Source organism: Paenibacillus dakarensis, assembly GCF_001373415.1.
GTDB classification, from domain to species: domain Bacteria; phylum Bacillota; class Bacilli; order Paenibacillales; family Paenibacillaceae; genus Paenibacillus_AQ; species Paenibacillus_AQ dakarensis.
This window is the reverse complement of record NZ_CDSE01000008.1, coordinates 1-22,430: the sequence shown is the minus strand read 5'-3', so window position 1 is coordinate 22,430 and position 22,430 is coordinate 1. Positions and strand designations below refer to the sequence as shown.

The following is a 22,430-nucleotide window of genomic DNA, read 5'->3' as shown; positions in this document are numbered from 1 at the left end:
GATTTAGATAGCGCTGTATCTAATTACACGTTGTATTTAGTCCTTTTATTTTGTGGTCCTGATGTAAGAGATAAACTGCTATACCCGGTGGTGGATGATGTACGATCTATTAATCGGGCTGTTTGAATCCATCTTTAGACACGGTTGGTCCCTGAGTTCTGCAGGGGCAATCGTGTTTTTGCTTTTAAAGCAGAAAAAAATGAAAAATCGGCTGAAGAAATTCTTACCCTTTTTATTTTCGGACGACAGTGAGGTTCGGGTCTACATGGGGAATCAGCTTGTCATAATGAAAAACCTTGAATTAATCATGAAGGAAATGAGGATTGAACCATGGGTTGTGAACATTGGAGAAGAAAAACCGAACGACTCAGTCAAGAAGCGAAGCACATCCTTTATATCCTCTTGGGCGATGCGTATTACTGCCCGAGATGCAGAAAAATCCATGAAACGGAGGGACTTAAAAATGACGAAGCTGCTAGCTGACGGAGGACATGGCGGACATGATCCAGGTGCGATTGGGTTTAGTGGGAAAAGGGAAAAAGATTACGCTCTAACTATGGTAAAAAAGCTATCAGAACGATTGAAAAAAGACGGGTTAATTCAACCTATCCTGTCCAGGTCAGATGATACTTTTATACCCTTGCAGGATCGAGTAACGATTGCCAAAAAGAACAAAGTCGATGCGTTTCTTTCTATCCATTTAAATAGTGCCGGTTCGATTGCGACCGGAACAGAAACACTTTATACAAGAGCAGAGAGTCGGAAGTTTGCTGAAACTGTTCATAAACATTTGATTAAGGCGACAGGCTTCAAGGATCGTGGCGTCAGATATCAGAATATTCATGTTACGCGAGAAACGGACATGCCTGCCATCCTGGTAGAGGTTGGGTTTATCAATAACCCGCAGGAAGAAGATAAACTGTTTAGCCAAGATCACCAGAACCGTGTGATCGAAGCTTTAGTCCAAGGCATTTATGAATACCTGGGCGTAAAAGTGGAGCAGAAAGCAGAGAAACCAACGTACACAGAAATGGAAATTACCGTACATTCAGGAGAGAAGGAGCGGTATACCGGATATAACATCAAAGGAACGACATGGATTCCTTCACGTCCTATCGGTGAAATGCTCGGCGGTCGGATTGGCTACAAAGATGGGAAAGTGACAATTAACGGAAATGCCGTCGATACACAGAATTTCGGAGGCGTTGGTTTCGTAAAGAGCCGGGACTTGACCAAGTTACTGAATGCCCGAATTTTTTGGGATAAGGAAAATCCAAATCGAGTGGACATTTACACTAAATAAGGAGAGTGATAATCATGGAACAAATCTGGAATGAAGTTTCCCCTATGTTGTCTCAGTTGGTTATTGAGATTATCAAGATACTGACGGTGGTTGTTCTGGCCGGACTCGGGCTGTTGCAGTTTAAAATAAAATCAGCCATCGACACGATCAAGAATAAGAATCAACGAGAAATATTCCATAAGATTGCGAATGAAGCCTTTGCTCATGCGGAAACAGTGTTCAAGAGCGAGTCCAGTCGTAATAAGATGGCTCAGGCATTTATCTATGCGTCCTCAAAATTAGGGGATATTGGTATTAACGTATCGGATAAAGAGATTACAGCAGCCATTGAGAGGGCTTGTTTGGAATATAACGCGAAGAAGAAATTAGTGATCGAAGATAAAGCGAGTTAAAGTATGAGCCTGCCGTAACTGGCGGGCTCTTTTTTTGTTATAATACGGTAAAGGAGATGGTAAATCATGAAAACCTATGAGATTGAATATATGTACTTTGATCGTAACTACGATACACCAGTAGAAAAGTCGGGCTATGTCATTATTAAAACTGATTCAACGGATTTTGAAGAAGTTGAAAAAATGGCACAAGAAAAAGCCGAAAAGGAAGTCGGAAGTTCCGTGAAAATCGGCGACTGTAGAGAAATTTTTTAAATGTCAGTACCATCATCACCATTCATTGATATCTTAGCCAAGGAAATATCCGATCACATGATCAACCGCGGCTGGTGGGTTGACTGCACACCAGAAAAAATCCTGCAGTTGGCTTCCAATGTCTATGAGCTGCAGCAGTGGCGCCGGGATGTGTATGCTCAAACTTCTAAGGATGGATTCTTTACACTAAGTGAGTTGCCATCAAATCCGGAGAATGGTCAGGTAGCATGGGTGTATCATGATAAGTTCTCATATCAATACGTTTATCATAATAACGAATGGGTGTATGCGGACGCACGTCCGATGTGATAAAAGATATCCACAGGTTAGTGATACAGATAACGCCCAAGTGTTAATGAATTAACATCATTAGGTTATCTGTAATAGAAACACCCCATGCGGCACATAGGGTGTGAAGTGTTAATCAATTTTTGGATTCAGTTTTATTTCAAAATCATCGTTGCGCTGATGACGTTCTTTCCGGTATTCGACAGATACCAGGATGGACTTCAACAGTGCATTTTTTTTAGCCGGATCCGTTGTCCGTTTATACAACTTAATCGTATTCTGTATGGTTGGGATAATGTTATGCTGAGCATTCAATCGATTCATTTCATTTTCAAGTTCCTGTTCAGCTCGTTCGATGGCTTTATAAGTTTCATCCATTCGAGCAGCTAAGCTCTGCGAACGTTCTAAGTAGGTTTCTTCATCATAAGTTCCACGCTCAAAATAATCATGAATGCGCCCACGTTGTTTCACGAGTTCCTCAGATTCTTTATGCAATGCAGTGACAGCCATTTGCTTCAGTTCAATTTCAGAACCAGAGTTATCCGCACGTTTATGTTTATTCCATTCTGTCTTATAATGTTTCAGCCATTCTTCAAGGCCAGAGATCACCGCGTCTTCTACAAAAGTGAAACGAGAGCTGCGATTGTCGCATCGTTTTCTGTTATAGCACATTATATGTGCTGGTTGATCAGCATAGGGGCGGTATACCATTGAACTTCCACATTTTGCACATCTAATGATTCCAGCCAAAGGGTTAGTAATTCCATTCTCTAACTGGTATGGAACATGATACTTTCCTTTTAATATTTCTTGCGCTTTCGTAAAACGCTCTCTCATTTCATCAGTAATAAATTGATTGTGCTTACCAATGGGGGAACGAACATCTTTCGGATCTCGCTGCCGCACTTTTCTTCCCGTTGGTGTTTTTACAGACTTTTTCTTTCCCCATTCGATAAATCCAATATTAACCTTATTCTTGATTATAGTTAGAACAGAAGAGGACTTCCAAGGTATCCCTGTATATGACTTAAACCCAAGTTCGTTAAGTTGGTTTGCGATTTTATCACTACCAAGTCTTTTATTTGGGTCCTCATGAGTATACCATTCGAATATCATGTTCATAACTTTGAATTGTTCAGGATGAGGTATAAGCCATCTTGATTTACCTTCTTTTTTGATGCTCCATCCATATGGTGGGCGTGTGCCAATATAATTACCTTCATCAACCGATCGAGCACGGCCGCCCTGAAGCCGCCGAGTGATTATTTTTAATTCTTTTCTCGCCATAAAAGCCTCAAATTCTGAGTACTCTTCATCAAATTCGTCATTTAGATCATATGTTTTACGTGGGGTAATGATCTTAGTATTGGATTCTCGAAAAGTTTCAAGAATTAGACCTTGCTCTTGCATGTTACCACGGCCTAGTCGGTCAACATCCATAACAAGAACAGCGTCAAATTCTCCTTTTTCAACGCACTTTAATAACTCATTCATTTCTGGTCGGTTAAACAAACTTTCGCCAGATACAATTTCCTCGAAGATCCGAATGACGTTATAACCCTGATGCTGGGCTAATTTTAGTAAGGCTTTTTTATGTTTATCTAAAGTCTCTCCTTCACCGCGTGCCTCAAGTTCCAAATCGGCGCGGCTCTTTCGAAGGTAGATTGCCACCTTGTACATGGTGACATTATACCTGCCGCCAGATATGTCCGTGTGAGCTGCAAGATGCTTAACGAGATATTTAGTCATGCCCCACCCTCCTGTGTTAAACAATTACATTGTTATCTGTATTTTAGGTTAAAAAAGGTAAAATAAAAAGCTCCGATTATTCGGAGCATATTTAATTGGTTTTGGCAAATGAAATAAGTTATTCGATTTGTAAAATACCATCTACATTGTCCCAACCAGTAACTTTTCCGTTTTCAAACTTAACAGTAGACGAACCGTAACCCCAAGTCTCAAACGGACCGACTTCATAAATCGAATCCGGAGTTCCCATGACTTCTTTTACTCTTTCAGGGGGATCACCTTTTTTAAATTTTTCATAAAAAGAATCAGCTTTAGTTGCCCCTAATTTCAGTTGTTCAGGATCTTCCTCATAAACATAAGTTGATTTTATATTTTCCATTACTTCATCAAGTTGAGACTGTATATCAGCTAGAACCAAGTCTTTAATGTTTTCGTTTTGTGCGTTGATCTGTTCAGTTATCGCCATCTTATAGTTATACATCTCATTGATAGCATTATTATAATCTTCAGCATCTTGCCAACCTTGATCTGTAAGTATTTTAGTTTCGCCAGTGATCCTGTTTATTTTCACCGGGAATTTTTGTTCGAGTTTATCAAATTTATATATGGTCGGATAAATAAAAACACCGAAAAGAACGATGCACAATGGTATTAGAGCATACTTTCCTAGAGAAGCTAAATTCTTTTTCACGATCTTCACCTGTTTAACTCCCCATCGGCTGGGGTATTTGCTTAATAACCTTCTTTTGCCATTATAGATTCTATAATACGGGAAGTACATAAAGGCGACAATTATCTCGCCATTTTTCGACAATTTATGTTATATTTAGCAAACGAGGTATTAACAGCGCTGTTAAGTTTACTATATAGTGAACTAACCATCGGTCGGAGCAGCATTTGCTACTCGCCTACCTACATACAATCCATTCATATAAATCGTCAATCGTACAACCTATAGCAGCCGCAATAGTCATTGCTGTGGGTAATGTCATTATTCGTCTATTGTTTACGTACATCGATATTTGAGACTTACTGATGCCCGTAACATCGCATAGCCATTGTTGATCCTTGCCGATTTTATGAAGCAACTGCTTGAGTAGGCATCGACCAGGTTGGTACACCATGATCATGCCTCGCTTTGGTAAAGAAATGAAATTTGTTGTTGAATAAGAACGGGCGTTCGCTTAAAATGTAATTTATAAAGTGATCGCAACTAGAGAAATGGAGCTGTAGCTATGTCTAATGATGAAATAATTGAATTTATTCTCCAGACAAGCAAAAGCGAACTCATGATAATGCTCCAAGAAGTTTCTGCAGCAAAGTTGCATGAGTTAGAAAATGCAATAAGCCGAGTTATTAAACTAATAGAGTAGTAGTGATATCCGGTACCTGCCCGGGAGGGCCGGATATTTTATTTCTCTCTTTTTTCTTTTAATGTTTCTATCATACCCAGGACTAAATTCTTTTCGTTTTCTGGAAGACTAAGTATTGTGTCCGCTAATTTTAACTTTTCTTCAATAATTAAATTATCTTTAATTTCGTCATCAATGATATCCGCTACCCGGAGTAAATCTTGATACGGATAATTGTAAGCTTTAGAAATTAATTTTAATGTATCAGCTGTCGCCTTAACTGGATTACCAGATCGCAAATCAACCCCTTTTTCTAGAATCCTCAAATAAGTATGACTAATGCCAATCCGATTAGCTGCATCTCTTAATGATTCTTTTCCTCTTAATTCAATTAACAAATCCCCTAAATCAGACATTAGATACCACCTTCATTTAATCGACTAAAAACAATCATACAAATATTATTCCCTGTAATACTTACTTTACATTACGTATAACAAAAACAAAATAAAATAAATGTAAATCATACTTGACTCTTTTGTTTTACATGTGTTACATTAGTGACAAGGAGGTGTTACACATGTTAAACAACATAGTTCGAAAGCTACGGAAAGAGAGAGGCATGTCAGTTGCAGAGTTGGCTCGACGTTCTAACACTTCTCGTCAGACAATTACTAATATCGAGTTGAAGGGACAAGAACCATCTGGTTACTTACTCATCTCAATTAGTGAAGCGCTTGAACGAGATCCAAGAGATATTTTTTTTAAGACAAGTGTTACACATGTGAAACAGAAAGAAAAATCTGCTTAAGGAGATGTCCGAATGAACAAATTACAAACTTTTAAATTTGGCAAATCGCTAGTAAGAACGATTGATAACGACGGACAACCTTGGTTTGTACTTAAAGAAGTATGTGAGGTTTTAAATTTAGCGCCAAGAGTTGTCCGGCAGAGATTAAATGATGACGTATGTTCAACATACCCCATCCCTGATTCTCTTGGCCGAACACAGGACACGACAATCATCAACGAAGATGGATTATATGATGTGATTTTAGAGAGTCGTAAACCGGAAGCAAAAGCATTTCGAAAATGGGTTACCAGTGAAGTTCTCCCAAGCATCCGCAAACACGGAGTATACGCAACTGTAGAAACGGCTGAACGCATGATGAACGATCCCGACTTCATGATCAAGGTGTTCACAGAGCTGAAGAAAGAAAAGGAAGCCCGGGCTGAATTGGAACATAAGGTTGCTACAGATAAACCATTAGTGCTGTTCGCTGAATCGCTTCAGACTTCACATGATTGCATTCTAATTGCCAACCTTGCGAAGCTGCTTAAACAAAACGGAGTTGACACTGGCGAGAAACGGTTATACCGCTGGCTTAGAGATAACGGGTACCTAGGCAAGTCAGGTGATCATTACAATATGCCAACACAACGTTCCATGAATCTAAGGCTCTTCGAAGTAAAAACACGCACGATAAACAACCCTGGCGAGGAACCAAGGATCTCAAAAACAACTGTAGTCACCGGCAGAGGTCAAATGTACTTCCTCAACAAATTTAAAAATCAATCAGCTTAGGAGGTGCTTCACCCCATGGAAGTTGTCCGGTCCAACTTAGCGCATAAGATTCATCGAGGTGATTCGATGATCGCAGCGGAATACAAATTCGGTAATACCAAGGTACTTATTGATACTTCTTATGTATGTAAGACGAAAGAAGAACGCGAAAAAGTGGACCGTGAAATCGCTATGGCGGCGTGGTCTATCATCGATGAAATGGTTGCGAAAGGCGAGGCGGTTTAGCCCTCGCGCATTGGACAAGCACTATATGTAGTTAGTTATCTACCATCATTGTACTACAAATTGATCTTCAGTGGATTATTTCACAAGGAGGAATTACAAAAAATGGCTAAGAAACGAGAAGAAGTTGAGAACCGGATTCTTACACCTATATATCCCTTTAGACAAAAGGAAGTTAAGCACGAACCAACCTACACCCGCTGCGGATGTGGTAAGCCAGCAATCTATGAAGTGTATGAGGATCACCAGCCACACTGCCGGAGCTGCATGCTTGAGGCGGTAGACTGCAACATCTTTACTCCAGTGAGACGCCTTGAAGGAGGCTATGACGATGCAAGCTGAGCTGACTGAGTTCTATGTAGTTACAAAATGCGGGAGGACGTTCAGTTGGTCAGACACCGATTACACGAGCCTGATCCGGTCGCTGCACTATGCCGGGTACACCCCGGTGTTCATCCAACCTTTGAGCGAATACGAAGCCGAGGTTATGGTCCGGGAAGAGCAAGAACGCCTGATGGACGAGTTCCGCAGACAATTTGATGAGGACGTGAGAAAGAGCGCATGAAGGAAGTTCAATGGTTTAAGACAGTGGATGACATCTTAGAACACTACGGATGGGGAGGCGATACGAAAAAGAGAGGGGATAAAGAAGATGGCAACGCCAAGAACGACATACCTGGAGCTTGCAAAGATCGCGAAACAGAGAGGAACGCTGAATAAGACGCTGCTGAATGTGTACCTCACCAACATGATTAGGACTTATAGAAAGGAACAGGCCGCTGCAGCAACAGCGACCCGAGACGAACGATTTAAAAATTATTATTAATCGGATTATAGCACGGCGAAAGGAAGATTTCCATGAAAATTAAATATCGTTATGTCCCACGGAGCAAGGATAAGACGCATTATCTTGACCCACATTCCCAACCAGTGACGGACTTTCTTAAGGCCATCCATTTCAACAGCATTGATGATGACTATGCTCAATGGTTGTTAGGAAGATACGGACCGCCACAGCCATTTAAATACGAGGCGGTATTGATGAAAATCACTTATGAAATCGAGGAGGTTGAAGCGAATGTGTAGCAAAAGTGAGTCCATCACAAAGATTGCGGCGGCACTGGTCGCCTTCCATGGAGAAGTTCGTTCAATCTCCCACGATTCGGAGAACCCACACTTTAGATCACAATACACTTCTCTAGATCACATGATCGATGAAACCAAACCAATCCTTCATAAACACGGCCTGACGGTTATGCAGTTCCCCGGAGGGGATGGAGAGAGAATCACAATCCGGACCATGATCCTTCATTCATCCGGTGAATGGATTGAATCTGAACCATTAACACTCAGACCCGTGAAACTGGATCCGCAGGGCGCTGGATCGGCCATCACATACGCTAGACGGTACAGCTACGCTGCTGCTTTATCTCTCTCCCTTGGTGACGACGATGACGGCAATGCGGCAAGCGCAGGACAACAGCAAAACAACAGACCAGCCGCACAGAGGCAGCCGAGCCAACAGCGCTCTAGTCAACCGGCAGGGAATTTAATCAGCCCGGCGCAGATCAATTACTGCCAGAAACTTAAAAATGATAAACGCATTGCTGATGAGGACTTTAAACGAATCATCGAGGAAATGAGCGGTCAAGAAAGCATAAAGGAACTGACCAAGAAGCAGGCGAGTGAAATGATTGATCTGCTTAACAACTATCCTGTAGGAGCGTGATCACATGGCACTGCCAAGAAAGAAACCCAAGAAACCAATAGCCCCATGGCGGCAAAACATATTAGCCCATCATCAAGGCCGCCCTTCCCGGGCGGATCGAGCAGACTTCCCTTTAAAGGTTGTAAAGGAACTAATAGAAGAAGCAGGTGGTCGCTGTCATTGCGGATGCGGACTGCCGGACACAGAAACACACCACGTTATGCCCCGGACCAGAGACGGTAGAGGTGTAAAGACCAACGGAATGAGAGTCAATGGCGTCTGCAATCAACGATTTCACGACAACGAAGGCGAACTGCAGCATTGGATCAAAGTGTACACAGAGAGACACGGCCCATGCTTCTGGTATGACGAACAAGACTGGGAAGAACACCGCAGGAAAGAAGCAATCAAAGCAGAGGAAGAAGTTGCTAAACGCCTGCAGGATGAACGATTAGATCCGGTCATAACATTACTATCTACATCAGCCGGAAGACCGCTAAGAGCCAAAGAGAAGCGCTTGATTGAGTCTTTACCGGAGAAGCAGTTGTATGTCTTGGCAGGGCTGATGACTGACGTTGTAAACGGATTAAATCAAGCAGCCGGTTATCACCCTAATCATGGATACGGACATTATTTTGAGGATTAACCCATATCAAAGGAGCGAATAAACGATGAAACCAAAACATAGCAAACCAGATTCAAGAGGAATGTTGTTCGTAGCTTGTTCTGAATGTAACCGCGGCGGTAATGGAGACGAATCTTGTAGTTCGGGTTGGAAGATAAAAAGAGGCGGTCCAGAGAAAGGCGCTTGCTTTAGTGGTGAATTGCTAGACAAATACAAGCAGGCTTAACCCCCATACCCCCATATAACGATAGTGGTGAGTAGTAGACATATAAAGCGAAATAACGAGAGGAGCAGACGAAATGGATGAAGTCCAACGATTTATTGCAAATAATCAGCATCAATTCGGATACATCATGGGAGAAGCAAGCAGGCAATGGATAGCAAAAGATCCTGTAGGAGCCTTGACCGTAGGTGACTGCCATAGTGTTGTTCAAAGGCATGGTCAGTACCATGAATTACTTGGAAAGATCGAACAATTGGAAAAAGAAAAGGAATTAACGTTGAAGCGAGTCCAAGATACAGATTTCACGGCAAGTGGTCAACCTGCAATGGTGTTCTATGAAATGCTAACCCAGTTGTTCGAGCAAAACGGAGGAAAGAACTTTCTAACAATAACACTTGAAAAACGTGATAAATCGGGGAGGTACTCTGTAACGATCCGAAACTTGAACGGAGAGTTATCGGAAGCCGAGAAACTTGATCAGATGGAGCAAGAAGCAAAGAAATATCGGAAGGCATTGCAAAAGATCGTCTGCTTAAATATTTCAATGCCAGATGAGGTATTCGAGATCGCTAACAATGCATTGGAGAACGAAGAGTAATGTCGCATTCCGAACGAAATACGAATCATACCCCCATATAAGGAGAGATAACATGCGTCCTAATTATAAAAATTCACACTGGAAACAATTTTCCCGGAAAGGCGAGGACTTGCGATTAGTTTCCCGGAAAACGAAGAAAGCAGTAAAGAAAGAAATTGAAGAGATTGCTGCGGAGTGGAATGAATACCTTGCTTCGGACGAATACAAATTCGATCAGCTTCCAGATTGCAAATGGTGTGGCGGCGGTGGAGTCTACCGGGATCATCCAATGGATACTGGGTACGGTTGCCCGGATTGCTACGGAACAGGAAAAACGGGTTGGAAATTCGGAGAGAATGGCAAAAAAGTCATAGTCAATTAAGGAGAGATAACAATGAGCGAACAGAACAAGATAGACGAGATAAAAGAAGCGCTGGCGGCAGCATCAACACAATATGAATGGGATACGGACGGTATATCCATCGAGTGGAAGGACGGGCATCCGTTAAAAGGAACGTATCGACATATTGCCCTAACTCAGTCACTTACACCGACCTGTTTCAGGAACGAAAACCATGAGAATGACGCTACATTCATCGCTAAAGCCCCTGAATACATCACATACCTACTGGCAGAGATCGAACGTAAGGATGAAGCGCTGAAATGGTACGCAGATGAGGATAATTACGACCCAATACATTTAGATAAAGTGGGCTTCATCCCAATTGATGATGACAGCGGAAAACGCGCTAGGGAAGCCCTATAAACCCAAGGAGGGATAAGACGGAATGAGCACCTTGCAAGAAATTATAGTGGATAACTTCGCCGGCGGCGGTGGGGCAAGCACGGGTATTGAGATAGCTGTCGGGCGTAGCGTGGATATAGCCATCAATCATGATCCTGCAGCCATAGCAATGCACAGGGCAAACCATCCCGAAACAGAGCACTATTGTGAAAATGTCTGGGAGGTTGACCCGAGAAAAGCCGCTGCTGGTCGCCCTGTAGGGCTGGCATGGTTCTCACCAGACTGCAAACACTTCTCCAAGGCAAAAGGCGGCAAACCGGTTAACAAGAACATCAGGGGACTAGCATGGGTTGCCATTCGATGGGCGGCAACAGTGAAACCAAGAGTAATCATCTTGGAAAACGTAGAAGAATTCAAAACATGGGGGCCTGTGATAGATGGTCAACCGGATCCAAACCAAAAGGGCAGAACATTCAACTCATTTGTAAATGCACTTGAGCGGCAAGGTTACAAAGTGGACTGGAAGGAACTTAGAGCCTGTGATTATGGAGCACCAACGATTCGAAAAAGGTTCTTCTTAATCGCCCGGCGTGACAGCAGACCAATTACATGGCCGAAGCCTACACACGGTGATCCAAACAGTGAAGAAGTGAAATCCAAAAGGTTAAAACCATGGCGCACAGCTGGAGAAATTATTGATTGGTCTGCCCCATGTCCGAGCATATTCGATAGACAGAAACCGTTAGCGGAAAATACGATGCGCCGGATTGCAAGAGGTATACAGAAATTCATTATCGACAATCCAGATCCATACATCGTTCCGGGAGGATTGGGTTTTCTTGCGAAACACTATGGTGGAAACTATACAGGAGCTGGCAGTTCGTTAGATGACCCATTACACACGGTTACGATGACAGACCATAACGCTCTTGTAACAGCATTCCTCGCCCAATACTACACCGAGACCGCACCACACGAAACCAGAGGACAGACAATGGACACTCCTATCATGACGATACCCACAGCTAACAGATACGCACTTGTTACAAGTCATCTTCTCAAAATGAAAGGCCAAGAATACGGCGCTAGTCTTGATAAACCACTTCACACCGTTACGGCCGGAGGAAACAACTTCGGAGAGGTCAGGGCGTTCCTGATGAAATATTACGGCAACGAAGAAAACGGTCAGAGATTAAATGAACCGCTGCATACCGTCACAACAAAAGACCGGTTCGGACTTGTCACCGTTCACGGCGTGGATTATCAGATCGTGGATATCGGAATGCGTATGCTTGAACCTCGTGAATTGTTTGCGGCACAAGGATTTCCATCGAACTACATCATTGACGTGGATGCGGATGGAAAACGGTATTCAAAGAGCGCCCAAGTTGCACGGTGTGGAAATGCGGTTCCTCCACCATTCGCACAAGCATTGGTAAATGCAAACCTTCCGGAATTGTGTGTTGGATCCGGTCGGAGACTGGCAATTGAACGATACCGTCAAGCAGAAGGTCAGCTGCAGTTCAGTATTTAACCCCAGTGGAGTAACATCCTCCACATATACCTTAATAACCCTTATACAACCTTATGCGGCCGCCGCTAATCGCTGAGCATATTCTGTCGGAACGATGGCGGCAAGCCGCAAAACCAAAGGAGGAAATACAATGCCAGTTCTAACATTTCCATGCCCTAAATGCAGCTCGGCAATGAGTTTTGAATATGCGGATTACGATTTTAAAGATTGGGTAGATGGTGACGATGACCACTTTGATAAACTCACATGTAATGAATGTGGAAAACAGTTAAAAACTGTTCCGTGGATTGCTGTATTCGATGAAGAGACAGAGGAAGCAGTTACGTTCGTATAAGGTATTCCATCCCTTTAGAGAGGAAGAAGAGAAGATATGAAACGTGGAATCAAATTCAGAGGTAAGCGAATAGATAACGGTGAGTGGATTTACGGCAACTTTGTATATATGCATGGTTCAACAGGCGGTTGGACAACAGGAATTCAAATGCGCAGCGGTGACGGATACCGAGCGTGGGCGAGCATAAACGTCGATCCCGAAACAGTAGGTCAATACACAGGGAAAAAGGACGAAGAAAAGAACGAAATATTTGACGGTGACCACCTTTATGCACCCGGCAACCTCGATCCTGACTTGCAATACGTAGGAACTGTTGAATGGGACGATAATGACCATCGTTGGGAAGTCTCAAGCTTTCATGGTCGCTTTGAATGGATACCTGATGGGTGCGTTGTTCGCGGTAGCAAGTGGGACAATCCCGATCTATTGGAGGGGTAGAGAATGAGCCACTTTACCATCATCAAAAAAGAAACTGGTGAAGAAGTCGGATGCACTAACGGACCATTGCCCCAAAAGGTGCTTGATACGTTGGGTGTTGAGCTAAAAGCAAGTGACGCAGAATATTGCTCGGATTGTAACGAGGATTTGGAGGGGTAGATATGAATAACCAAGTAAAGCTAATAGACGGCAATTGGTTGCTGGAATGCTTGAAGAAGGAAGCTGAGTTTTGCATCAAGGAAAAGTTTAACGAGAAGAACACCAGATTTTACTTGGGTCGTGAAACGGTTTTAACAGATATCATCAGACAGATCGAGTCAGGCAAGTATGAATATGTTTCCGACACCCCACCAGTACCCACCATTAAGCCGGGAGATAAGGTGAACTACAGTGATTTTCAGTTTCCAAATCTAAATGGTGCTATAGTTGACCACCTTAGAGTCGAGAGATTCGGAACATATGCGGCTCTTGCACATGATGGTAGAACCTACATCGTGCCATTAAATAAGGTGGAGGTAGTGGAATGAGTAGAGACTGGCAAAAGGATATGAAACTGTGTGAGCAAATAAACAGTCCTTGGTCGAGGGAACTGTTATTGGCAGAACAACCAGACATAACAATCTACTGGCTCCAACAATACGCAGCAGAGAAACAACGTGCAGACAACCTCCACACCGATCTACGAACCGTCAAAGAAGAACTAGCCCGTATGAACGCTCTATACTATGCAGACAGACAAAGGTTTATAGATCAGCGTAGAGAGCTGGCAGAGATTAAAGCTAAGGAACAGAAGTTAAGGGAAGCAATGGAAAGAGCAATCAAAGAGGGCAACGAAGTATATGACGGTTGGGATGCTGCTGAAAGTATGACCTCCGTTTTAGAAGAAGCCTTGTCATCCCTTTACCCAAAGGAGGAAGAAGCAAAATGAATGATGGTCTCGTAAAAATCCAATTAACCCCTGAACAACGTTTCCTGATGGAGTCTGAAAGCACTGAATATCTGATTCTAGTTGATGAAATTTCATTCTGGAAACACCAAAAGCAGATCACCTTCTCGGGCAAATGCCATTACGTTGATTATGAGGAATCGAAATTGACGGAAAGCAAAGATAAGCATCATGCAGTGTATGACTTGACGGAAAATACAGTCTATTCGGACGAGGGTTAAGGAGGAAGAAGCATGATCGAATGGATAAAGCGATTGTTCTGCAGACACGATTATCAACATTTCACAAAAACGAGCAAGTTTCAGAATTTGCGTGGTGATCGGATCTACATTGTCTGCACCAAATGCGGTCATGAGAAAGGATCATACTTCAGTGAACATTAAGGATATCAACCTACCAGGGGAGGAAACAACATGACACACTGTCTATCTGGAGAAATCGAAAAGTGTTATGGATGTAACGGGCGAGGATATACCGAATCTGAAAATCATCCGGATTGCCCTATATGTAGTGGGGTTGAATACGTAAAAGTTGAGGCTAGGGAGGTATAACAGTGACACCTAACAACGAATTGCAACTATGGGAAGATGAGCTCGCTCGAGCCACACAGGACCTATGGCATTGTGAACGGATGGACGATAGTGGCGGCAAGGCTTGGGCAGAGGAACGGATCAGATGGTCCAAGATGAAGATTAACAACCTACTGGACTTGAAACACACTAAAAAGGGAGCTTAAGGTGGTGCGCACATGTCACACCTGGACGAACCATATACACGAATAACTAATGAGATCCTTGAGGAAATAGCGCAGCGTCCCTTCAATGGAACTCAATACAGAATCATCATATGCATACTTCGTAACACTTATGGGTTTCAACGGAAAAGCCATGAACTATCACTTTCATTCATATCGGAAGCAATTGGTTCGACTCGAAACCAAGTGAAGAAAGAGCTGGATAAATTGATCAACATGAAGGTGATAAAAGTTTATTCAGAAGGCTCTTACACCACAAGCAGACATATAGGTTTCAACAAGTATTTTAGTGAGTGGCAATTGGAGGGGTGTACTGCAATTAGAGTACAGTCACCCAAAAAGAGTACAGTACCCCAAATGGAGGACGGGGTGGACTGCAATCGGAGTACAGGGGGTGTACTGCAATTGCAGTCCCAAGAAAGAAAGGTATTTAAAGAAAGTATTAAAGAAATATCTTCTTCTACAGACGTGAACGAACAAATGGTTATGGATGCTTTCACAAAAATATTCGGACCATTGATAATGCCTTCAGTTTTTAGAGATTACGTGAAGAAGCTTCGAGCATCCGGACAGAGTGATGAAATGATAGTCGAGTTGTTTTATGAAGCCGGAGAAAGTTCGACAAAGCCTAACTTGAGATTTTTAGAAGTCATAGGACAACGCTGGGTCGAAAACGGAATTACCAGCCGAGAACAAGCCAAAGCGCTGAAGAATGCACAACGACTACAACAGAACACAGTCCCATTTAACAAATATCGCAAACAGGACAAGCCTATTATCCCGATGGCCGTAGGAGAAACACACGGACCGGGACCATCAGACGAAGAGTATGAGGAAATGATACGAGCTGCCGAAGAAATGGCTGCTACTAAAAAGGAGCGTTAAAAATGAGTCTATACAACCGTAAGCACACGCCAGTACCAAGACCATTTGAACCGGGGAAGCTAATCGGAGCAACTGAAATAGAGCGATCAATGGAGTCTCTGGTCGAAAGGGTAGCATCACCGGAAGAGTTAGAAGAGATTCACCGCAAATACGGCAAACCAATTATTAAAACAGGGGATCGTAAAGGATCCCCGATGAGGAAACGGGGTGGAGTGGCATGAGTCAACGTATGCAATTCAGACTATTAGTACAAGGTCGTGAAGTAGATACCGGCACACTACGGCAGATGACAGGACAGATGAAGCAGTGGCGTAAGCAAGTGGCAGACGTGAGGATCGAGCCGGTGGCGTCATGATCCAGTTTGAGGTGAATGTACCACCAATGGGTGCGGTCAGAATGACACAGCGGAGCAAATGGAAGAGTCAGTCAGCTCAAAACTATCTGCGATACAAAAACATAGTCGGATATGCTGCTAAGAAACATTTCGAGGGACCGATCAATGGGCCGGTTGCTACTGAAATAGAGTTTTATTACCCGGTGCCCAAGAGGTTTAACAAAAAGGATAGGCAAGCTGCATTAAATGGTCAGATATTTCCAACAGTGAAGCCAGATATCGACAATGTGGTAAAAGGTATTTTTGACTCTCTCAACAAGATCGCCTGGGAGGATGACAACCGAGTTGTTGCACTTATAACCCGTAAATACTATTCGACTCAACCGAGGATCGTCATCAAAGTATGGGAGGTAGATGCTGCATGATAGCGTGCTGGATTAACCGTAACGATGGATATGGACTCCTGAACGATTCTAGGCGGCTTGTAGGGGAGATTGTACTCATACCTAATCAAATACATGGTCGGCAGACAAAACGTCTCTACGAGCCTACCAGATGGTTTAAAATGGATGGTCATAAATCGATAGGCAAACCGCCTGATAGAGATAAGAGAAAGGGGGCGTAACAAAATTGAAGTAATCCAGAGTAAAACCACAAAATATTGAGAAAATGAGAGAAAATACCCTATTAATCTACAAAATATGGTATAATAAAGCTAAATAACTAACTATTTCGGAAGAAGAGGTGTATGGGTAGTGGGAATCCATGAGATTGAGCAAAAGATTGAGCAAGTACGGGCTGAATTACATGCGGAGAATCAACGGGGGGCCTTGAAAGATAGTCATAAAGTAGCTGAGTTGGAGTCGAAGTTGGCTGATTTAACACAGCAACTAGATGTTGAAACACGTCTGGCAGAAAACGAGCAGGTACATGAGCAACGGGTCGAAGAAACAAACAGCCAGATCGCATACACCTTGGACAACCTTGAAGTGGACGGAGTAACGATGCGTGAGCTGTTTAGGAATGAAACCAGCGAAGGCGCAGAGTTTGCATATCAAGTTGTAAGTGCTGCTGTTAAAAAGCTGATGATGGATGGACAGGAGGCTTTGCTCAATGAGATCCGCAACAAAGAGGACCAACTGGCTGCAGCGAAAGCTGAGATTGAATCTAGTCAGAAACGTTATGACGATCTGTATGAGGTCAATGCACAACTGCGCCTGGAGTTGGCACAAGCTAAAGCTGAGACGGAGGAAGCTGAACGCAAACGTGATGCCGCTGCAAGCCAATTGGATGAGGCTAACAACGAAGTGAAGCGCCTTGAATCCCAGGTGGATGATCTGCGTAAAGAAATCGCTGTCGGTGCTGTGAATGCTCATCGTGTGATCGATATCGGATCTAACGACGCCCTCGAAAGTTGGAAAAAGCAACGTCAGGCGGAAGAGGATGCAAAACCAGCGATTTATGACGTGGAAGAAATGGACTTAAAGGGACGCATGCTCCGCGGAAAACTTGCCGCAACAGATGAAGAGATCACCTTTAATTATCTCGAAAGAGGAAAGTATAGGGAGGTATCTGCCGAAGAGGCGCCTTCGTTTCGAAGAGCAGCCGAAGAACAAAAACGTAATCATGAGGATCTGGCACAACGTCAAGACGTGGAAGAGACGGTAACACCCTTTCCGCAGGAAGCCGGTACAGCAATCGACGGACTGGATCAAGCAGACGTTAACGGAGAAATGGAAGATGAAGCAGCTGGAAGCGTTGAGGAACGTCTTGCGGCGATCGAGCAACGAGTAGCAGCGTTGGAATATAGAGCATTGAAGAATGGAGAGGCGGCTTAATGCCGCTTTTCCCTTACAGTGGGGTAATACATGGTAAAAGGGGATAAAGTACGGCATAAGAAGATTGGTGGCAAAGGGATCGTATCTCACTTATCTGGCGGATGGATATTTGTGCGTTGGGAAGGTAGTAGTATAGCGATACCTTACAAGGCGGAATGGCTGGAAGTAATCGAGGAGGAGGGAGAACATGGACAATCAAACGGTAATCAATCTGCTGACGGATTATAGGTCGTACAAATTCGCCGTCATGAATCTTGGTGGTATTCGCAAAGAAGTGTCGGGAGACGAAGGATACATCAACCGACGGATCTATGAGGAGCGCACACCTTTCAGACTCAGCAACTACGATAAAGATTACGATAGAGATCGGTACGGACGTATTATCACCACATTGGAGTCGGCGGTGGACTTCGTACTGAGTGATGACCAGCGTTCGATCATCCGCATGAAATATATGGAGCGTAATACGCTTAACCTCAGTGAAATTGCCGATCGGCTGCATAAAGACCGTAAGACGGTATCCACTCAGCATAAGAAGGCGATTAACAGCTTAGCAAAGGCGCTGGTCCCCTTCAAACGGGATTACATGGAGATTACGAACATCGATCATATGTTTGATGCAGGATGGGAGTATAAGGAACCAGCATAATAAATAAGGGGCGCTGCTGTTTTTAAGCTAAGGCGCTCCTTATTTTACTGGTATAATGTTAAATGGTGGTAGAGGGCGAATAATTTGGGGGTAGCTATGAGTATAAAACTAAAGGGATTTGATGATTTCGAAAAGAAGATGAAACAGTTACAAAGAAATGCAGAGAGACTGAACGGAACGCATGAAGTGTCATATGATGACTTATTTACTCCTTCTTTCATGAACAGATACACGGACTTTTCTTCATTCGGTGAATTACTAGAAGGTGGAGGGTTTGTTGTGAACAGTGTAAAAGATTTTGAGGATATTCCGGATGATGTATTCGATCAACACATTTCTAAGACCACACAGTTTGAGTCCTGGAAGGATATGCATACGCAAGCAGTCAATGAATATGTCGGCAGACAACTAGGACTATAAAAAAATATCGCCCTCTGCTCCCCATTTCTTCCCCATAATTGCCCACAATTTCCCCATTGTCGGTGTTAAAATAATATCATAGGAAACTGACGATGATCACCGGTAGCTGAATGCGCAGTCGCTGGTCACGCTGTTTCTTAAGAGTCTACCAGCTCTCCACGCCATTTTGAATCAGCCGGGCCCCGCGGCATAACGGGGCACAAACCCATAGAAAAGTGACGGATACACGAAGGAGGTGAAAGCTTCCCATTACGTGATTAGCAACCGTCACTTTTTTTGTTGGAAAAATATTTCTTAATTCCCTATTGACGTACATGCGACATGGTGATATATTGGTATCGACAAGTCGTACATACGACACCAACAAGCCGGACAGATCGGATGAGGTGAAAGGGGAAATTAAAATGGAAATCAAGGTAATGAAGAGCCTTAGTGAAACGATTGGCATAGTAAGGCATTCTGAAGAACACGGAAATGTTAAGATTGTAGGCTTCAAAGAAAACAAATCATGGGGCGGAAGAGTTGTCATTTACCTTGATAAAATCCATGTGGATAATGCAATTGGAAGCTTTGAACAGCCTGGAACTCTTACAGGAGGGGCCATTATTGTTGAAAAAACTGATGAGCCAGTCACTGTATTTGAAAAAAAGTAACTCCGCTGGACTGTGTTACCACTGTTAAAGGATATGCATCAAAGACAGGTATCGGAATCCGCACGGTACAGCGTATGTGTGAAGATGGAAGATTAAAAGCAAAGAATGAACACGGCGTTTGGTTAATCGAATATGATCCAGAGGAGTAGCAGAGATGCTGCTCTTTTTTGTTTTTGGCCGAAGGACTTCGACGCGACCGAATCACCCAACGAAGTGAGGGCCGGATAATTATTTAAGGAGTTGATCAAATTGACAGTTAATCCAGATGAAATAAAACCTAAAGAAATGTCAGATAAAGAATGGCTTACTATGCTTGCGGATGGACTTGATAACGCAGAAAGAACAAGGATCGGTTACGGGAGTAGTATCATAGACGGTGTTGAGCATGAAACTGAAGGTGACACCATTGTCCAAATGACCGATGAATTAGCAAGGGATATTTCATTCAGGATAAGAAAGATAGCTGAAAAGTTGGATTAGAAAGGAGTGAACACTATGGCTAGACCTAGCAAATATGAAAGTCACGTTAAACCTAAGCTCAACCTCGTTGAATCGTGGGCTAGGGATGGCTTGATAGACGAACAGATCGCTCATAATCTCGGGATAGGCGTTGCTACGTTGTATGAATACAAAAACAAATATCCAGAGTTTACGGAGGCTTTAAAAAACGGCAAGGACGATATTGACGTACAGGTTGAGAATGCGCTTCTAAAACGAGCACTCGGATATACCTATATAGAGGTTACACGAGAACTTACGGATGACGGGATGAAGGAGACTAAGCGCGTGACCAAGGAAGTGCAGCCGGACACTACCGCGCAGATATTCTGGCTCAAGAACAGACGGCCGCAGGCATGGAGAGATAAGCAGGATCTGGATGTGTCGGGTGATCTCAGCTTTAAAGTATCTCTGCCGAAAGGGTTTGGTGACGATGGCGACGATTAACATCGATTTAACCGAGTTGCCGAACCTGACGAATGACAAGTTCTATCCACTCTACACCAACAAAGATAGATATCTTGTCCTCATGGGCGGCGGCGGTTCGGGTAAGTCGGTGTTTACAGCACAGAAAATCATCGTCCGTATGCTGACTGAACAAAAGCATCGTTTCCTCGTACTCCGGAAGGTTGCCAAGACATTGCGCGAATCGGTGTTTACGGAGATTAAGAACGTCATTAACCGTTGGGGTTTGCAGAAGCTGTTCAAGATTCCTAAGGGAACAAGCTCAGAACTGCACATCAGCTGCATTAATGGGAATGAAATCCTGTTCGCTGGATTGGATGACGTTGAAAAGCTGAAATCAATTTCCGGTGTCACCAGCGTATGGATGGAGGAAGCGAGCGAATGCACGCCTGAGGACTTCCGGCAGCTTGATATTCGTCTCCGGGGACGCACGATGAACTATAAGCAAATGATGATCACCTTTAACCCGATTGATATTAACCATTGGCTGAAGAAAGAGTTTTTCGACCATAAGAAACCGAACGCCACAACGATTCACTCAACGTATCAGAATAATAAGTTTCTGGACAAAGAAGCCATTGCGGTACTGGAAGCATTTAAAGAGACGGACCCATACTTTTATCAGGTGTATGCGCTTGGTGAATGGGGTGTGCTCGGTAAAACCATATTTAACGCTCAGAAAGTATCTGAACGTATCTCATACCTTCGCAACCACGATCCTGTGGTACAGCGAGGGTATTTTGTTTATCGGAAAGATACAGCAGATAAGATCATCGACTCAACGATCCAATGGATTGATGCGGAAGATGGATATATCAAGGTGTTCCGCAAGCCGTTGTCTCATATACCGTATGTAATTGGCGGTGACACGGCAGGAGATGGATCAGATAACTTTATTGGTCAGGTGATTAACAACGTCACAGGCGAGCAAGTAGCCGTCTATAAGAATCAGTTTGACGAGGATTTATATGCGGAACAGATGTATTGCCTTGGAAAGCATTACAACAACGCATTACAGAGCATTGAAACCAACTTTAGCAGCCATCCGGTGAAGGTTCTCACACGTCTTGGGTACACGAATCAGTACATTCGGGAGAGAGAGGACACCTTTACCGGTTCGATAACAAAGGCTTATGGATTCCGGACGGACAAACTCACACGGCCTAGCGCCATTGCGGAGCTGGTGAAGATTGTTCGTGAATCGGTAAACCTGATTAATGACATGGACACACTGAATGAGATGCTGACGTTTGTACGTAACGAGAAAGGCAAGCCGGAAGCAAAGGAGGGGGCGCACGATGACTTGGTTATGGCGCTGGCTATTGCGTATTACAGCCGAGGACAGCAAGATGATCGGGCATTTGCGGCGGCTGTGGCGGAGAAAGAAACGCCGTTCCCATTCCGGACAGAAGAACAATCGACAGGGGTGTACATGCAATGGTAGATGAAGCCACGAAGCTGGGCGAGCTGCTGAAACTTCCTAATCTTGAAGACGACACCATTAAGCTGATCAACCAGAAGTTGCGGGAACTCATAGGCGAAGTAAAGCCCATGCCGCCTGAGGTGAAAGAGCAGATGATAAGTGTCGTGGATGAATGGCTCAACGGCACCAAGAAAGAAGGTGGATAAGCATGCAGGAAACAACAACCGCCGATAAA

Annotated in this window: 44 protein-coding genes; 40 read left to right on the top strand and 4 right to left on the bottom strand. The window is 43.6% G+C overall.

Translation table 11 applies throughout. From position 1 onward, the window contains the following. Positions 1-97: 97 nt before the first annotated feature. From BN1234_RS01990 to BN1234_RS01975, 4 genes are all read left to right on the top strand, one after another. Complete coding sequence (locus BN1234_RS01990) at positions 98-1,303, top strand: N-acetylmuramoyl-L-alanine amidase family protein (protein WP_054954997.1); 1,206 nt, start codon at positions 98-100, stop codon at positions 1,301-1,303. A 14-nt stretch (positions 1,304-1,317) separates the two neighbouring features. Then, a complete protein-coding gene (locus BN1234_RS01985; RefSeq protein ID WP_054954996.1) occupies positions 1,318-1,695 on the top strand; it encodes a phage holin in 378 nt (125 codons plus the stop codon). Between the two features lie 66 nt (positions 1,696-1,761). Further along, the gene (locus BN1234_RS01980) at positions 1,762-1,950 is read left to right on the top strand and encodes a hypothetical protein (protein WP_054954995.1); all 189 of its coding nucleotides are present in this window, start codon (positions 1,762-1,764) and stop codon (positions 1,948-1,950) included. After that, positions 1,951-2,259 carry a hypothetical protein gene (locus tag BN1234_RS01975; RefSeq protein ID WP_054954994.1) on the top strand — a complete coding sequence of 103 codons (309 nt, stop codon included), beginning with the start codon at positions 1,951-1,953 and terminating at the stop codon, positions 2,257-2,259. A gap of 111 nt (positions 2,260-2,370) precedes the next feature. Here the strand turns inward: BN1234_RS01975 and BN1234_RS01970 are convergent, their stop codons facing one another. The 4 genes from BN1234_RS01970 to BN1234_RS01960 form a co-directional block, all read right to left on the bottom strand. Beyond that, positions 2,371-3,918 carry a recombinase family protein gene (locus BN1234_RS01970; RefSeq protein ID WP_054955005.1) on the bottom strand — a complete coding sequence of 516 codons (1,548 nt, stop codon included), beginning with the start codon at positions 3,916-3,918 and terminating at the stop codon, positions 2,371-2,373. Between the two features lie 187 nt (positions 3,919-4,105). Further along, complete coding sequence (locus BN1234_RS01965) at positions 4,106-4,687, bottom strand: hypothetical protein (protein ID WP_054954993.1); 582 nt, start codon at positions 4,685-4,687, stop codon at positions 4,106-4,108. Positions 4,688-4,895: 208 nt separating this feature from the next. Next, complete coding sequence (locus BN1234_RS21675; protein WP_082423063.1) at positions 4,896-5,111, bottom strand: helix-turn-helix domain-containing protein; 216 nt, start codon at positions 5,109-5,111, stop codon at positions 4,896-4,898. Between the two features lie 287 nt (positions 5,112-5,398). Next, on the bottom strand, positions 5,399-5,755 hold the full coding sequence (locus BN1234_RS01960) for a helix-turn-helix domain-containing protein (protein WP_054954992.1): 357 nt from the start codon (positions 5,753-5,755) through the stop codon (positions 5,399-5,401). Between the two features lie 164 nt (positions 5,756-5,919). On the opposite strand from BN1234_RS01960, the gene BN1234_RS01955 reads away from it, so the two are divergent. From BN1234_RS01955 to BN1234_RS01805, 36 genes are all read left to right on the top strand, one after another. Beyond that, entirely contained in the window at positions 5,920-6,150 is a 231-nt protein-coding gene (locus tag BN1234_RS01955) for a helix-turn-helix transcriptional regulator (RefSeq protein ID WP_054954991.1), read from the top strand. A 12-nt stretch (positions 6,151-6,162) separates the two neighbouring features. Beyond that, on the top strand, positions 6,163-6,924 hold the full coding sequence (locus tag BN1234_RS01950) for a phage antirepressor KilAC domain-containing protein (protein ID WP_054954990.1): 762 nt from the start codon (positions 6,163-6,165) through the stop codon (positions 6,922-6,924). 15 nt (positions 6,925-6,939) lie between these two features. Then, on the top strand, positions 6,940-7,149 hold the full coding sequence (locus BN1234_RS01945) for a hypothetical protein (RefSeq protein WP_054954989.1): 210 nt from the start codon (positions 6,940-6,942) through the stop codon (positions 7,147-7,149). A 102-nt stretch (positions 7,150-7,251) separates the two neighbouring features. Then, complete coding sequence (locus BN1234_RS01940; protein WP_054954988.1) at positions 7,252-7,488, top strand: hypothetical protein; 237 nt, start codon at positions 7,252-7,254, stop codon at positions 7,486-7,488. Beyond that, positions 7,472-7,711, top strand: coding sequence for a hypothetical protein (locus BN1234_RS01935; protein WP_156337109.1), 240 nt, complete (start codon positions 7,472-7,474; stop codon positions 7,709-7,711). The genes BN1234_RS01940 and BN1234_RS01935 overlap by 17 nt, the downstream gene beginning before the upstream one ends. 87 nt (positions 7,712-7,798) lie before the next feature. Beyond that, positions 7,799-7,972 (top strand): hypothetical protein, encoded by a 174-nt coding sequence (locus tag BN1234_RS22135; protein WP_156337108.1) that lies wholly within the window; start codon positions 7,799-7,801, stop codon positions 7,970-7,972. A 32-nt stretch (positions 7,973-8,004) separates the two neighbouring features. Beyond that, positions 8,005-8,232: a hypothetical protein gene (locus BN1234_RS01930; protein WP_054954986.1), complete on the top strand. Its 228-nt coding sequence runs from the start codon at positions 8,005-8,007 to the stop codon at positions 8,230-8,232. Further along, entirely contained in the window at positions 8,225-8,875 is a 651-nt protein-coding gene (locus BN1234_RS01925) for an ERF family protein (protein WP_054954985.1), read from the top strand. The genes BN1234_RS01930 and BN1234_RS01925 overlap by 8 nt, the downstream gene beginning before the upstream one ends. Positions 8,876-8,879: 4 nt before the next feature. After that, on the top strand, positions 8,880-9,500 hold the full coding sequence (locus tag BN1234_RS01920) for a hypothetical protein (RefSeq protein ID WP_054954984.1): 621 nt from the start codon (positions 8,880-8,882) through the stop codon (positions 9,498-9,500). A gap of 25 nt (positions 9,501-9,525) precedes the next feature. After that, a complete protein-coding gene (locus BN1234_RS01915; RefSeq protein WP_054954983.1) occupies positions 9,526-9,705 on the top strand; it encodes a hypothetical protein in 180 nt (59 codons plus the stop codon). Positions 9,706-9,778: 73 nt separating this feature from the next. Next, a complete protein-coding gene (locus BN1234_RS22670; protein ID WP_245640056.1) occupies positions 9,779-10,300 on the top strand; it encodes a hypothetical protein in 522 nt (173 codons plus the stop codon). Between the two features lie 52 nt (positions 10,301-10,352). Continuing rightward, a complete protein-coding gene (locus BN1234_RS01905) occupies positions 10,353-10,661 on the top strand; it encodes a hypothetical protein (RefSeq protein WP_054954982.1) in 309 nt (102 codons plus the stop codon). Between the two features lie 12 nt (positions 10,662-10,673). Continuing rightward, positions 10,674-11,045, top strand: a complete 372-nt coding sequence (locus BN1234_RS01900; protein ID WP_054954981.1) for a hypothetical protein — start codon at positions 10,674-10,676, stop codon at positions 11,043-11,045. Between the two features lie 22 nt (positions 11,046-11,067). Next, the gene (locus tag BN1234_RS01895) at positions 11,068-12,558 is read left to right on the top strand and encodes a DNA cytosine methyltransferase (RefSeq protein WP_054954980.1); all 1,491 of its coding nucleotides are present in this window, start codon (positions 11,068-11,070) and stop codon (positions 12,556-12,558) included. Positions 12,559-12,688: 130 nt separating this feature from the next. Beyond that, the gene (locus BN1234_RS01890; RefSeq protein ID WP_054954979.1) at positions 12,689-12,892 is read left to right on the top strand and encodes a hypothetical protein; all 204 of its coding nucleotides are present in this window, start codon (positions 12,689-12,691) and stop codon (positions 12,890-12,892) included. 36 nt (positions 12,893-12,928) lie between these two features. After that, positions 12,929-13,330, top strand: coding sequence for a YopX family protein (locus BN1234_RS01885; protein WP_054954978.1), 402 nt, complete (start codon positions 12,929-12,931; stop codon positions 13,328-13,330). Positions 13,331-13,333: 3 nt separating this feature from the next. After that, a complete protein-coding gene (locus BN1234_RS22130) occupies positions 13,334-13,489 on the top strand; it encodes a hypothetical protein (protein WP_156337107.1) in 156 nt (51 codons plus the stop codon). Between the two features lie 2 nt (positions 13,490-13,491). Continuing rightward, positions 13,492-13,857 carry a hypothetical protein gene (locus tag BN1234_RS01880; RefSeq protein WP_054954977.1) on the top strand — a complete coding sequence of 122 codons (366 nt, stop codon included), beginning with the start codon at positions 13,492-13,494 and terminating at the stop codon, positions 13,855-13,857. Further along, on the top strand, positions 13,854-14,258 hold the full coding sequence (locus BN1234_RS01875) for a hypothetical protein (protein WP_054954976.1): 405 nt from the start codon (positions 13,854-13,856) through the stop codon (positions 14,256-14,258). The genes BN1234_RS01880 and BN1234_RS01875 overlap by 4 nt, the downstream gene beginning before the upstream one ends. Further along, positions 14,255-14,497, top strand: coding sequence for a hypothetical protein (locus BN1234_RS01870; RefSeq protein WP_054954975.1), 243 nt, complete (start codon positions 14,255-14,257; stop codon positions 14,495-14,497). Before BN1234_RS01875 ends, BN1234_RS01870 begins: the two co-directional genes overlap by 4 nt. A 12-nt stretch (positions 14,498-14,509) precedes the next feature. Continuing rightward, entirely contained in the window at positions 14,510-14,659 is a 150-nt protein-coding gene (locus tag BN1234_RS22125; RefSeq protein ID WP_156337106.1) for a hypothetical protein, read from the top strand. Positions 14,660-14,829: 170 nt separating this feature from the next. After that, entirely contained in the window at positions 14,830-15,012 is a 183-nt protein-coding gene (locus BN1234_RS01865) for a hypothetical protein (RefSeq protein WP_054954974.1), read from the top strand. A gap of 12 nt (positions 15,013-15,024) precedes the next feature. Next, the gene (locus BN1234_RS01860) at positions 15,025-15,915 is read left to right on the top strand and encodes a replication protein (protein ID WP_054954973.1); all 891 of its coding nucleotides are present in this window, start codon (positions 15,025-15,027) and stop codon (positions 15,913-15,915) included. A 2-nt stretch (positions 15,916-15,917) separates the two neighbouring features. Beyond that, positions 15,918-16,136 (top strand): hypothetical protein, encoded by a 219-nt coding sequence (locus tag BN1234_RS01855; RefSeq protein WP_054954972.1) that lies wholly within the window; start codon positions 15,918-15,920, stop codon positions 16,134-16,136. Then, a complete protein-coding gene (locus BN1234_RS22120; protein ID WP_156337105.1) occupies positions 16,133-16,270 on the top strand; it encodes a hypothetical protein in 138 nt (45 codons plus the stop codon). Before BN1234_RS01855 ends, BN1234_RS22120 begins: the two co-directional genes overlap by 4 nt. Before the next feature lie 26 nt (positions 16,271-16,296). Further along, positions 16,297-16,674 carry a RusA family crossover junction endodeoxyribonuclease gene (locus tag BN1234_RS01850; RefSeq protein ID WP_170307969.1) on the top strand — a complete coding sequence of 126 codons (378 nt, stop codon included), beginning with the start codon at positions 16,297-16,299 and terminating at the stop codon, positions 16,672-16,674. After that, entirely contained in the window at positions 16,671-16,874 is a 204-nt protein-coding gene (locus tag BN1234_RS01845; protein ID WP_054954970.1) for a hypothetical protein, read from the top strand. The genes BN1234_RS01850 and BN1234_RS01845 overlap by 4 nt, the downstream gene beginning before the upstream one ends. Positions 16,875-17,004: 130 nt before the next feature. Further along, on the top strand, positions 17,005-18,087 hold the full coding sequence (locus tag BN1234_RS01840; RefSeq protein WP_054954969.1) for a coiled-coil domain-containing protein: 1,083 nt from the start codon (positions 17,005-17,007) through the stop codon (positions 18,085-18,087). A 30-nt stretch (positions 18,088-18,117) separates the two neighbouring features. Next, a complete protein-coding gene (locus BN1234_RS22405; protein ID WP_170307968.1) occupies positions 18,118-18,315 on the top strand; it encodes a hypothetical protein in 198 nt (65 codons plus the stop codon). Further along, a complete protein-coding gene (locus tag BN1234_RS01835; protein ID WP_054954968.1) occupies positions 18,275-18,736 on the top strand; it encodes a sigma factor-like helix-turn-helix DNA-binding protein in 462 nt (153 codons plus the stop codon). The genes BN1234_RS22405 and BN1234_RS01835 overlap by 41 nt, the downstream gene beginning before the upstream one ends. Before the next feature lie 96 nt (positions 18,737-18,832). Then, positions 18,833-19,156, top strand: coding sequence for a hypothetical protein (locus BN1234_RS01830; RefSeq protein WP_054954967.1), 324 nt, complete (start codon positions 18,833-18,835; stop codon positions 19,154-19,156). 404 nt (positions 19,157-19,560) lie between these two features. Further along, positions 19,561-19,809, top strand: coding sequence for a hypothetical protein (locus BN1234_RS01825; RefSeq protein ID WP_054954966.1), 249 nt, complete (start codon positions 19,561-19,563; stop codon positions 19,807-19,809). A 249-nt stretch (positions 19,810-20,058) separates the two neighbouring features. Then, positions 20,059-20,289 (top strand): hypothetical protein, encoded by a 231-nt coding sequence (locus tag BN1234_RS01820; RefSeq protein WP_054954965.1) that lies wholly within the window; start codon positions 20,059-20,061, stop codon positions 20,287-20,289. Between the two features lie 15 nt (positions 20,290-20,304). After that, positions 20,305-20,754 (top strand): hypothetical protein, encoded by a 450-nt coding sequence (locus BN1234_RS01815; RefSeq protein WP_054954964.1) that lies wholly within the window; start codon positions 20,305-20,307, stop codon positions 20,752-20,754. After that, entirely contained in the window at positions 20,741-22,216 is a 1,476-nt protein-coding gene (locus BN1234_RS01810) for a PBSX family phage terminase large subunit (protein WP_054954963.1), read from the top strand. Before BN1234_RS01815 ends, BN1234_RS01810 begins: the two co-directional genes overlap by 14 nt. After that, entirely contained in the window at positions 22,210-22,401 is a 192-nt protein-coding gene (locus BN1234_RS01805) for a hypothetical protein (RefSeq protein ID WP_054954962.1), read from the top strand. The genes BN1234_RS01810 and BN1234_RS01805 overlap by 7 nt, the downstream gene beginning before the upstream one ends. The last annotated feature ends 29 nt before the right edge of the window (positions 22,402-22,430 follow it).